Here is a 12,924-nt window from a genome sequence, read left to right as displayed (position 1 = left end):
TTGATATTTCGAATTATTGTGCCAATGAAAAACGGACACTTAATCCATAGTTTGAGTTTGAAGTCGGATATGATGCACTCGATACTAATGGTTTATTTACCTGCAAATCATAAAAAGCCCTTAAAGTAAGTGCACGGCTTAAACCATAGTCGGCAGAGAACTGGATTGTTCTTGCAATATTGCCACTGGTAGCTTGTGTAAAACCATCCTCTATCTTACGGATCAATGATTGCATTTTGCGAAATGAAAAATCCATACGAACCGTAAGGTCATTACTAAAGTCTCTTGTCTTTTTCATCTTCAATACCTTGTTGAATTCCGTCATTTTATATCCCAAACCTATAACAAACTCATTAGATAAAGCTTCCACTAACTGATAAGATGAAATATTCAAACTCAGATTCCGGGTAGTGCGATATTCGGCACGCGCCGTTACATTATTCAGCATGGTTGCATCAACTCCCAATAAAGGACTAAATCCTTCAGATATGCTTACTGCTGCAATTTCATAAGGAGAAGAAGGTGTTGGATTGCCAGTTAACACATCCCGGATATAACCAAGACCATCCTGCCCCGTATCGACCCAGTTCAGAAATGAAGAGAATGTTCCTACACTATAAGAACAACGATATTGATGGCTCAACATCACACTTTTAAAATATTTCTTTATTGTCGGAATCTTTATCAACCCGTCATAGGTAATACGCCAGTTTGGCAACAAACTGGCTATTGAAGGGAAAGCGGAAAGTCCAACATTATTAGGATTCCTCCCGGTATAGGCAGCCAAAAATGCCGGAATTAATACATCCGTTGAATTTAAACTAACACCTCCGCGTTTATACGGACGCCCTGCATTTGGCGTACCCGCAATAAAACCGGCATTCGGATAAACGGTACCGGAATACATATTTTCCAGACGTTCTGCTATGATACTGCGATTGGACAGGAACTTATCAAATGCTTTAGACGAGTACCCATTTCCAGCATTGCCACTTCCTCCCAAAGCACTCCCCAAAGCAATAGTTGTCATAGTAAAACTACCGCCTTGAATTTCCGGCATACCATCATACATATATTGAATCTCCGTACTACGGGTATCAACACGATTTGCATTCAAATCAATTTTCAATCCGGGAATAGGTTCCAGATTTGCACGGATTGTCAGATTCTTCGCATTATTGATCATGGCCGGAGTTACATTAGAGGAATCCATTACCAGCCAGCCTCTGTCTGCCGCCTCATTAATATAATTACGGTCTACGGAACCAAAAGCAAAGCCCAGCCCCGGAGCCAATATGCCACTATTTCTTTTCTGTCCGAATATATCTCCAATTTGCGGACGAAAGCCTGGCAACATCATACCTGCCGTCGTAGAATACTGAACATTAATACGACGAACCATCATCAAGAAACGACTAGCATATTCTGCTGATTTATAAAAGAAATCTTCAGTTGGTTTAGGTCCGGGATAAATCGTCAATTTTAAATGTGCCGTATCTTTATTCAGAATCATTACCTGTGCGTAGTTAAGAGGTTTGTATTTAACTGAATATAATTTTCCATCAGCACCGCGGGCTTTAATACGAACTTTTTTCGTAAACATACCATGCTGGACAATAGTACCACTATCCGGATTCAATTGAATTTCTTTTTCCAGTTTCACCTCCTTTTTCTTCTTCTCTTGTTCACGGGAAGCTGTAGAACGAGTGGTGCTAAATTTCTGATTAACCTTCTTCAAAAATTTATTTTTGTTATACAATGACTGCATATTAAAACTACCCTGCCAATCAAATTGACGTTGGTTTTTAATGATATTTCCTATTTCAGTCTCAGCATCTACTTCTGCCCCACGATCCCAATTATAAGCAGCATTATATGATAATGAACTATTAACCCAATTAAGGGCAGGTACAAATTGTAATGGCATATTCCACGTCACAGACAGAGATTGGTCATATTTCATCGGCGTACCTAAGTCTGCAATACTTTGTTTTACCGAATCTTTCCAGACCTTATATGCATCCGGATTCAGCTCCTTGTTCACTTGAACATGAGGTTCCTCAATCCGGGCATTCGTTCCTGAAGTGAACGTTGCACTTAAATTATTAGTAAAATCCCAACGTAAACTAAATGCACGATCCCAATAAAAATTCTGGCTGAATGACACAGGTACTTTATCCCCTCCACTACTCTGACTCGTCAAGTCACGCAATTGAATTTCATAATAATTACGCATCATTGCCGTTTGGAAACTTATGTTAGAAGGTACATAATTCAAGCTTAATTGTTTAATATAGCTCGTATATCCATTACTCTTCTTTATCTTTCCAAACGGGCGGAAAGGTTTTACATAGGGTGTATAATTATACGCTAAATTTCCTCTGTAATTTTTGGTTGTTTCGTATTCCGTATCAGGATTCCGTTTACTGTTTTCGCTATATGAATATCCGAAAGAGAAATTCGCCGGATCATATGGCATCGGATTTTTGCTCTGTATGTTAACCCGCACGTTATTAAATGAAATACTTTTAATAATATTACGGTCCTGTGCAAAGTTTTTGATAGAGTCTTTTTCCGCTTTTGTTTCCATTTCATCCAAAGCATCCGACAGTTTTATATCCTGATCCAACGGATTATATTTTGGATTTGTAACTTCTTTCGAATAAGCATAATATAATGGTACGCTCACCTTTGCTTTTTCAGGAAATAATTTTCCTAATTCAATAGAGGTTGCTACACTATACTGAGAATAATCATCTAAACGACGTTCATTCAAAGACTGATCTAAAGCACCGAAACCTGCCGTTTCAATCCGTCCCGCAAGGTTTACCGTTCCCAGATCTGATAAAGCAACATTCAAATTTGCATTAGCAGCCCAACCTCCCGATTCATTAAAGTCGGTCAAACGAAGTTCATTAACCCAGACTTCCGCACTTTTTATTTCCCTGGAATTATTACGAACACCAATCATAATTGTTTTAACCTCAGACAAAGAAGGATTACCCACAATACTGATTTTATTCAACGGATGTTCAGAATCATTTCTGGAGTACACGGTCTGAAACGTAACATCGCCTGCTCCCATACGTTTTGCACGATTACGCTCCATCTTAATATTCGTCAGTTCTTCCAAGCTAAAATCCAACTTATTCGAAGTAGGCCAAACAGCTTCCCTGTCATCCGAATTATTCGAATTATACTGATCACTATGAGGTGTCAAACGCAATGGTACTTCATATTCATAATAATTGTTCTTATAATCAGATCCTAAACGAATGAAAACCGACAATTCATTACTTTTAAGTTCTGAAACGTTCGGGCTGAAAGCCTCCGCATGTGTAAACAGTTGCAAACGTTTATATTGACGTAAATCATAATACGTATTTTTATAAACAGCCCTTGCATCCTGAGGAGCCAGATTAGTTACTTTCAACGAAAGAGACTGTTCATTCTGTTGCACTAACTGAGGCTGACCAGGATCAAGCATACGGCTGATTCCCGGAGGAAGCACATAATTGACAGGTTGGCGATCGCTATTTTCTTCAATATTTACGGTAGAAACCTCCAAAGTACCTTTAATCGTAGGAGGTACTTTTGGATTGGATAAATCCTGTTCATACGAACGCCAGTCGCCTCTTACCAATTGGAATGTTCCAAAACGGAAAAATGTAGAATCACGAAAATCTGTCAAATACATACGCATAAAACGTATCGTCTTAAAGTTACTGATACCACCAACTGCACGATCGTATTTCTTTACCGGTATTTTAAACTGATACCAGGTTACTTTATCTGTTGTACCATCTACCAAGTTTACAGAAGATTCGCGCTTATCTACGATAAAATTACTTCCTACCACTAAATCTTTCGGACGGACAGAAACCCTATATTCATAATATTTTTCATTTTTATTCAGCGTATTGTCCTGATTTATATCTTCCACATCCGGTAAATTCTTTGCAGATGTATTATACCGGCCTGTTGATTCTTCTGAATTTCCCTCTGTTCCATTATAACGTTTGTAACGTTCCAATATACTCTTTTCCTGTTCATCATAGTCCTCACCACGGAAATAATGGTAATTGTCACTGGCAGGATCATTAAACACAGAAAAAGGATCATTTTGCATATTGGCAACCGTAGAAGCCGGCAACTTACGCTTCAGTTTCTCCAAAAATTCCACATATGTATCGAAACCTAACTCTTCGGCAGTTGATAAGCCATTCAAACCTACATCCTGCAATTTTCTAGCTCCGGCTGTATTATCAAAAGCATATACTGTACTTTGCTGACGAGGGACTTTACCCCAGACAGTAGTATCTACCTTTGACACATCCCCATCTATAGGCAAACCATTTTCAAAAAACTTTTTCTCATCTTTCAGAATATCTTCCGAAATTTCCCCAAGGTTAAAATACAGATCGCCGCCTTTCACATCACGGTCATAAATAAAAGGATCCATCAACCAAAATTCTATATATTCGATATTGGCCGTCTCAAAATCACTTTGATCGATCTTACGCATAATTCCGCCCCATCTCTTTTCAGGTGCAGCCAGCGTTCCATCCGGATTTACATTGTCTGCATCCAGATTATAAGGTCCTCGTTGGTTCGGATAGTAAGCCAGGTTCAAAACAGAAAGAGTATTATTCTCATTATATCCCAAATCTTTGTTCGGAAACAATTCTTGTGAATAAACAGCACGCACATAATGATTAGACAATTGCTTTTTATCTTCCTTTAAATGTCTGGGTAAAGCGGATGAATTTTTACGCGTAAAAATACCGTCTATATAATACCAAGCTAATAAAGCCCTGTTTTTTCCGTATTCTATATTATTTACGAACTTCCCTTCCGGGAATAAAGCAGATGAACCCTCATCAGTTGGAGTGCTAGCTAAATTCCAGGGATATGGATTCAACAAATCAAAACCACTCTGAGTAGATTCAAAATCATCCAGATAAGAATATCCTCCGGTATTTTTATTTTCATAATGCCCGGCTATCAAATGGGCAAATTCTGCATTGAAAGATATCTGACTTGGTTTAGTCAATGTCAACAAAGGTAGCTTGTCAAGCATATTGGTCAACCATTGACTTTCGCCTTTATAAGAGGCATTCACGCCCCATAATGTATTTTTAATAGATTCATCACCAAATGCAGTTTTAGTAGTCAGCGGCATTTCGGACATGTGCATAATTGTTGCACCCAGATTAAAGTCTTTACTGAACTGATAATTCAAATCGAGCCCCATCATTGTCTTTCGCTGCATATTATACATCGACTGGTTTTCAAGAGAAACACTGACAGGAGTTCCGGCAGAAATAATACTTTCATTCAAAATTGTTACCGTACCGGAAGTATAATCTACAGTATAATCTACATTTTCTGTAAGAATCGCTCCACCTGCTGTTACTTTTACCGATCCCCGTGCTACATTAGTAGCCCCGAGTTGAATTTCAGAACCTGATGAAGCTTTATACTCCCCACGCATAATAAACTTATTCTTCTCTGCAATTTGTCGCGCAACAGTCAATGTAGAATCATATAATTCCTGATACACATATTTTTTAGAAATAGCATCATTACCTATTTTATTTTTCAGGTTTGAGCCAAACGGTTCAATTACCGGAAAAATAATTTTACCATTTTCCGATTGAACAGTATAACCATCAACATAGTCAAAAAAGCCGTCAGCATAAGGTTCATTCTTTGAATCCAAACGATCTAAATTCATCAACTTCAACCATATCTGATTTTTAAGTGAAGGCTCCGGAATATAATTTACATATGTACCGGCAGAATCGCTCTGATACATAATATCCAACTTAAACTTTTCTTTCTGTACAGAATAAGCGCCTAAAGAATAGACATTTTTCATCATCAAGTCCCAGAAAGGCATATTAGGTGCCATTGTAACACCTTTCAGCAATTTCACAAACAGACAATTGGCAGTATTATTGGAATTGTCAGTAGAAAATTCCCCCACTTGATATACCTGCCCGTTGGAAGTGTATTCAAATGCTACGGCCAATACTTCATCCTGTTGCAATTGTGTTTTCAATGAGATATATCCCAACTGTTTACTATAAGTATATTCGGATTCATCCAGTCTGCGGGCACTTTCTATTTCTTCAAAATCCTTTCCCCCATCCAGACTTCCCTGTAAGGCCTGCCCCACTCTGCTAATTTCACGGGCACCATCAATCGTTTGTAGCTTACTATATAAATTATTAGCTCCGTTTGCAGGTAAATTACTAGATCCGGCAGGCTGAATAAAAGAAGTATTACTTATATGTTTATGTTCCGCTAAATCAGAGAAAGCAACAATATTACGGGATTGATCATAATTACTTCTTTTATTTGTAATCCAGACCTCAATACGGTTAATCGTAATGGAAGAAGAAATATAAGGCAATTTTTTCATTGCATCATCATACGTATCCCTAAAATACTGAGCAAGGAAAAAGTGTCGGTTTTCATCATATTGATCAATTGTTATTTCAAAGGGCTTTGTTTGTACTCCGCCTTTAGAATTAACAGTTTTCGATTCCGACTCCTGCTGGGCAAACAATGCATTTACACGAAGTTTTCCAAACTGCAAATCGGTCTTAATACCAAACAAAGCTGCACCTCCGTTAATCAGCGAGTTATTAGTAGTCATACTTACATTTCCCGCTTCCAAAGATTTTATTATTTCATCTTCTTCTCCGGTATATGCCAGTTTCAGTTTTTTAGAATCAAAATCAAAAGATGTTTCAGTATTATAATTCATACCAAAATTCACTTTCGTTCCAACAGAAGCCTGAACATTTAATTGTACACTCTCATCGAAATTAAAGAATGTCCGATTCCGGGAACGCTCCGGCAAAGAAGGGTTTTGTACTTTATTATTCTTCAATCCCATCGTAAGTTCGGCAGAACCCTGTGTTTTAACCCGTACTCCACCCGGACCGAATATACGATCTGCAGCACCAATATTAAATTGCATATCTGTCAGGTTGAACTGCTTATTTGCCTCCTTTTGGAATTCTTCTTCATTTTTCTGGCGGAAATAAGAACGCAACGACTGTTGCATACTATAATCCTGATACTCTTCCGGCGTTAAAGTCATAGGTGTTCCCAATTCCATATCGCCTAGTTTGGTTCGAACAATGTAAGTGCCTGTTTTTAAGTCATATTCCACAGCGGTTTTTACATTTTCAGGATTACGGAGATCGGCAGGAGACTGTTTCACAATATCTTCATATTCCTGAGGAGAAGTCTTGGCTACAGGAAAACGGGGTGGAATTGTATCTTCGGGAGCACTTATTACTTCAAGTTCAGGCAAAGAGGCAGTATAAGTCAAGTAGTCGGCATTCAAAGAATACATACCGACCCCAAACAATAAAACAACAATCCACAGAATATATTTCAGTATCCGTTTTCTCATTATTTCCAACCCGAAAATTAAAGCATTCTGAGTGCAGTTTTTATAACTTGCTCAACAGCCAACATGGGTGACCCTTTTAATATTGTATTCACGGCTTTTTGAGAAGCAGCTTTCTGAAAACCAAGCATTACCAACGCTGCTACCGCTTCTTCAACTATTGCCGTATTACCCGGAACCGGAGATGTAGAAGAAACAGCAATTCCTTCTACCGGTTTCACTTTACTCTTTAAATCGACCAATATACGCTGTGCTGTTTTCGCCCCAATCCCTTTCACAGCTGTTAAAGCCGTCTCATTTTTTGTCGAAATAACCTGTATTAATTCGGAAGGAGGAAGGGAAGAAAGAATCATTCGTGCCGTATTGGGACCAACTCCCGATACTGAAGTTAAAAGCAAAAATAACTCCCTTTCTATTTTTTCGGCAAAACCAAACAACAGGTGGGCATCCTCCCTTATAACTTCATATACATAAATTTTCCCCGCAGACTTCCCATTATAAGCACTATATGTATTTAAAGATATATTGAACTCATAACCAATGCCACTACATTCCAGGATCATACGTGCAGGCGTAAGTTCTACAATTTCGCCCTTTATATATTCTATCATTTATGTGTCAACTTAATGATTCGTATCTTTTATAACGTAAAATTAAACGAAAACGTATATTACGAATCGTAAAAATTACTGCTTCCAAAATCCGGGAAGCAATATTGTAATTACAGTAAATATCTCCAAACGTCCAGTCATCATCAGGAATGAAAGCACCCATTTCGAAAAGTCAGGTAATGCAGAAAAATTATCAACAGGTCCTACGCTCCCCAAACCGGGTCCTGTATTACTCACTGCTGATACAGCAGAACCAATCGATTCCTCAAAACCTACTCCATCAACCATCAGCAGCAGACAACCCACCACTATCAGGCTAATATAAATAAAAGCAAACGACAAAACCCGATATACAACCTCATCGGACAAAGCATGACCATTTACACGTACCGGCACTACTGCATGGGGATGTGTCCGTTTCTTAAATTCATTCAGTAAGTTTTTTGTCAGAATCATAAAACGTCCCATCTTAAAACCTCCGCAGGTGGAACCGGCACATCCACAGATTATCATCAGAATGATAGCTATTAACCAGAAAAAAGGCCCCCAAGGGATATAGTTGGCTGTCGCAAATCCACAAGTAGAAACCAAGGTTGCAACCTGAAACGATGCCAAACGAAATGCCTCCCCAAAACTACCGGCAAATCCTTTTTGCATCAGGTAAAAAGTAACAATCAGCATTGTCCCCGCTACAAATATATAGAACCAGTGGGTTTCTTCGTCTTTCAGAAGCTTTCCATATTTTCCATTAAAAAAGAAATAAATCAACGCCATATTAGTAGCTCCAATGCACATAAAGAACGTAATCACATAATCAATATATGCAGAATTCCAATAAGCAATACTAGCATTTTTAGTAGAATATCCCCCTGTTGCCATCGTTGTCATAGCATGGTTAACGGCATCATACAAATCCATCGGTCCTGCCCACAAAAAACAACAAAGAATAATAGTCAGAATCATATACACACCCCACAAGCGTTTGGCAACCTGAGCAATACGCGGGCGAAAACGTTCGTGCGTAATACCAGGCGTCTCCGCATCAAACATCTGCGCCGCTCCTCCACCAAAAATCGGCAACAATGCCACAGTAAAAACCACCATTCCGATCCCTCCTTGCCATTGTGTCAAACTCCGCCAAAATAAAACACCTTTAGGCAATGATTCAATATCTGTCAGGATAGTAGATCCGGTGGTTGTGAATCCCGACATCGTTTCAAAGAAAGCATCGGTCACAGTATTAATATATCCGCCTATATAAAAAGGAAGCATTCCCAGCAAAGAACAAAATATCCACGTCAATGTAACGATTAACATACCTTCCCGTCGTCCTACATTATATTCGTTTGCCCGAAAACCAATCATGTAACAAACCAGGCCGGTACCAAACATAATCCCACAAGACTGCAATAAAGGGATTACATCGTCCCCTTTATAAATAAATGCCACAGCCGTAGCAGCAAGGAGAAATAATGTCTCAAGGATAAACATTCCTCCCAGCATTTTAATTATAAAACGAATATTCAACAACATATCTTATAAATTGCCAACTGCCAACTAATTAAAATAGTCTTCTATTTTACGCATTGCCGTATCCAGACAAAATACAACAACATGGTCGTAAGCTTGTATCTGCGTATCACCTTTAATCATCATAGGTTCTCCATCCCGGATAAGTCCCCCCAAAGTCATATCACGAGGAAGGCGCAAATCCTTAACCTGCTTTTTTGTGATTTTCGAATTAGGGCGTGCCACCAATTCAGCAACATCAGCGTTGGCAAATGTCAGGCATTTCACATTAGAGACATCCGCATCCAATAAAAATTGATAAATATGACTGGCAGCAATCAATTTTTTGTTGATAACAGAACCAATATCCATACTTTCGGCTAATGATATATAATCAATATTTTCAATTTTAGCAATTGTCTTAAATACTCCGAAACGCTTAGCAGCAAGGCATGCCAATATATTTGTACTCGAATTTTCAGTCAAAGCTATAAAAGCCTGTGCATCTTTGATTCCTTCTTGCATCAACAAATCCGTATCTCTCCCGTCACCATTAATTATAAGCACATTACCGGGTACGACTTCCGCTATCCGATGGCTTTTTTCTTTATTGGTTTCCAAAACTTTCACGCGGATATTATTCGGCAGATACTGGCAAGCGCGAATTGCAATACGACTCCCCCCCATAATAAAGACCTTTTTCACTTCCGGGTCTTTCTTACCTGCATGCATGCGCACATCTTCTATATGTGCTTTAGTAGTTGTAAAAAACAAAATGTCTCCAGGTTCAATCCTGTCTGTACCCCGAGGAATAATCGTTTCATTCTGGCGCTTAATAGCTACAATATGATAAAGTTTCTGTTCATTCAACAACTCCGACAATTGACGATTAACAATACGGGCATTATCGCGTACTTTCACTCCAATCAGAATAAGTGCCCCGCCAAACAACTCCCAATATTGACGGGCCCACGGACGACGTACGGCAGTTACAATCTCTTTTGCTGCCAACATCTCCGGATAGATCATAGAGCCAATGCCCAACTTCTCAAATAATTCTTTATTTTTAGGCAACAGATATTCATAGTTATTGATTCGTGCAAATGTTTTATGAGCACCTAACCGGTGAGCCAGAATACAAGCAGTCACATTTGTCGTCTCTTCAGGAGTGACACTTACAAACAAATCCGTATGCCTGATACCGGCTTCCTCCAAATCCCGCAAAGAAGTAGGATTTCCTACAATAGGAAGTATCTCCATGCCCGAATTGGGAAAATTCAAACGCTCCTCATTAGGATCCATCAATATAATGTCCTGGTTCTCCTGAGACAACATTTTTGCTAAATGTGTTCCCACTTCACCTGCTCCAGCAATGATAATCTTCATAATACGCTAAATAGTCTAAAATACATACACTACGCACTCTTTATCAAAAAGAACTTATTAAACCAGCAATACTTTCCGCATCCATATTGCACAATTTATATAGTTCGGGAATGGAACCGTGTTCTATAAATTCATCAGGAACACCAACACGTTTTACTAAAGGAGTATATCCTTTATCTGCCATAAATTCAAGGACAGCACTACCTAGTCCCCCTTTTATCACACCATTTTCAACCGTAATAATACGAGTAAACTTTTGGCCTACTTCATGCAACAGTTCTTCATCTATCGGTTTCAAATAGACCATATCATAATGAGCAACAGATATGCCTTTACTTTCAACCATCTGTATTGCTTTTATCACTTCATTACCTATAGATCCCAGCGAAAGCACAGCAATATCTTTTCCTTCACGTAACTTTCTGCCTTTGCCTACCGGCAATATCGTCATTTCATTGCGCCAATCCTTTTTTTCACCCTTACCACGCGGATAACGAATTACAAAAGGACCATTTGCCGTTTTGTATCCGGTAAACATAAGGTTTCGTAAGTCCAGTTCATTCAGGGGAGATGAAATTACCAAATTCGGTACAGGTCTGAGATAAGCCATATCAAAAACACCATGATGCGTTGCTCCATCCTCACCAACTAAACCTGCACGATCCAAACAAATAACCATGTGCAACTTTTGTATGGCAACATCATGAATAAGCATATCATAAGCTCTCTGCATAAACGATGAATATACATTACAAAAAGGAATCATACCTTCTTTTGCCAAACCCGCTGAAAAAGTAACAGCATGTCCTTCTGCAATACCTACATCGAAAGCCCGGTCGGGAAAGGCTTTCATCATATAAGTCATCGAACATCCGGTTGGCATTGCAGGAGTAACCCCTACTATCCGATCATCTTTTTCTGCTAATTCTACCAGTGTATGGCCAAACACATCCTGATAAAGCTGAGGTTCTTCCAAACTATGCACAACTATGCGTTGTCCTGTCTCTTTATTAAAACGTCCCGGAGCATGCCATTCTGTTGCCGACTCTTCTGCAGGTTTAAATCCTTTTCCTTTTTTTGTTTTGATATGCAATAATTTAGGTCCTTGCATATCTTTTATATCATTCAGTATTTTTATTAAATAATTTACATCATGACCATCAATAGGTCCGAAGTAACGAATACTGAATCCCTCGAAAAGATTATGCTGTTGAGTAAGCAACGCTTTCAGGCTATTATTAAACCTGAGTATATTTTCACGACGATCGTTGTTAATCAATTTCATCTTACGCAGTCCGCGATACACATCATACCGCATTTTATTGTAAGTCTGGCTTGTTGTAATATCTACAAGATACTGGCTAAGTCCACCTACACTGTGGTCAATAGCCATATCGTTATCATTCAGTATAATAAGCAAATTATTAGGATTTGCAGAAGCGTTGTTCAGCCCTTCAAAAGCCAATCCGCCTGTCATGGCACCATCACCAATAACCGCAATTACATGACGATCTTGTTCATTTTTCAAAGCAAAAGCAACAGACATACCCATTGCAGCTGATATGGATGTAGAAGCATGTCCGGCAATAAACGCGTCATACTCGCTCTCTTTCGGATTAGGAAAGCCACCTATTCCTTTAAAACGGCGCAATGTATGAAATTCATCACGGCGTCCGGTTAATATCTTATGTCCATAAGCTTGATGCCCCACATCCCAAACAATCCGGTCATAGGGGGTATTAAAAACATAATGGAGTGCAACTGTCAATTCAACAGTACCCAGACTGGCTCCAAGGTGGCCCGGATTTTCAGATAAGACATCTATAATATACTGACGTAAATCAGCACACACATCTACCAGCTTATCTTGCGACACCCCTCTCAGGTCTGCAGGATTATTTATGCTGCTCAATATATGCTTATTTTTGCATTCCGCCATTTCTATTACTTTTTGTGGCAAAAGTAAAGAATTAACGGCATATATAATAG

The 12,924-nt window shown here is 38.9% G+C and carries 5 protein-coding genes; all 5 read right to left on the bottom strand.

Annotation, left to right across the window (positions count from 1 at the left end):
* Positions 1–13: 13 nt before the first annotated feature.
* A complete protein-coding gene (sov, locus tag ACYIB7_RS01510) occupies positions 14–7,432 on the bottom strand; it encodes a T9SS outer membrane translocon Sov/SprA (protein WP_480337901.1) in 7,419 nt (2,472 codons plus the stop codon).
* A 17-nt stretch (positions 7,433–7,449) separates the two neighbouring features.
* Positions 7,450–8,040 carry a Holliday junction branch migration protein RuvA gene (ruvA, locus tag ACYIB7_RS01505; protein ID WP_103983460.1) on the bottom strand — a complete coding sequence of 197 codons (591 nt, stop codon included), beginning with the start codon at positions 8,038–8,040 and terminating at the stop codon, positions 7,450–7,452.
* Between the two features lie 75 nt (positions 8,041–8,115).
* Positions 8,116–9,570, bottom strand: a complete 1,455-nt coding sequence (locus tag ACYIB7_RS01500) for a TrkH family potassium uptake protein (RefSeq protein WP_103983481.1) — start codon at positions 9,568–9,570, stop codon at positions 8,116–8,118.
* 27 nt (positions 9,571–9,597) lie between these two features.
* Positions 9,598–10,935 carry a Trk system potassium transporter TrkA gene (trkA, locus tag ACYIB7_RS01495; RefSeq protein WP_103983461.1) on the bottom strand — a complete coding sequence of 446 codons (1,338 nt, stop codon included), beginning with the start codon at positions 10,933–10,935 and terminating at the stop codon, positions 9,598–9,600.
* 43 nt (positions 10,936–10,978) lie between these two features.
* Positions 10,979–12,874 (bottom strand): 1-deoxy-D-xylulose-5-phosphate synthase, encoded by a 1,896-nt coding sequence (gene dxs, locus ACYIB7_RS01490; protein ID WP_480337899.1) that lies wholly within the window; start codon positions 12,872–12,874, stop codon positions 10,979–10,981.
* Positions 12,875–12,924: the final 50 nt, after the last annotated feature.

This window comes from Parabacteroides sp. KHUB-03 (assembly GCF_056640975.1).
Note: the sequence above shows the minus strand (reverse complement) of the source record. Positions and strands in the feature narration are given on the sequence as shown.

Excerpts from the sequence above, each read along its gene's own strand:
- sov (WP_480337901.1), bottom strand. The coding sequence starts at position 7,432 with ATGAGAAAACGGATACTGAAATATATTCTGTGGATTGTTGTTTTATTG.
- ruvA (WP_103983460.1), bottom strand. The coding sequence starts at position 8,040 with ATGATAGAATATATAAAGGGCGAAATTGTAGAACTTACGCCTGCACGT.
- trkA (WP_103983461.1), bottom strand. The coding sequence starts at position 10,935 with ATGAAGATTATCATTGCTGGAGCAGGTGAAGTGGGAACACATTTAGCA.
- dxs (WP_480337899.1), bottom strand. The coding sequence starts at position 12,874 with ATGGCGGAATGCAAAAATAAGCATATATTGAGCAGCATAAATAATCCT.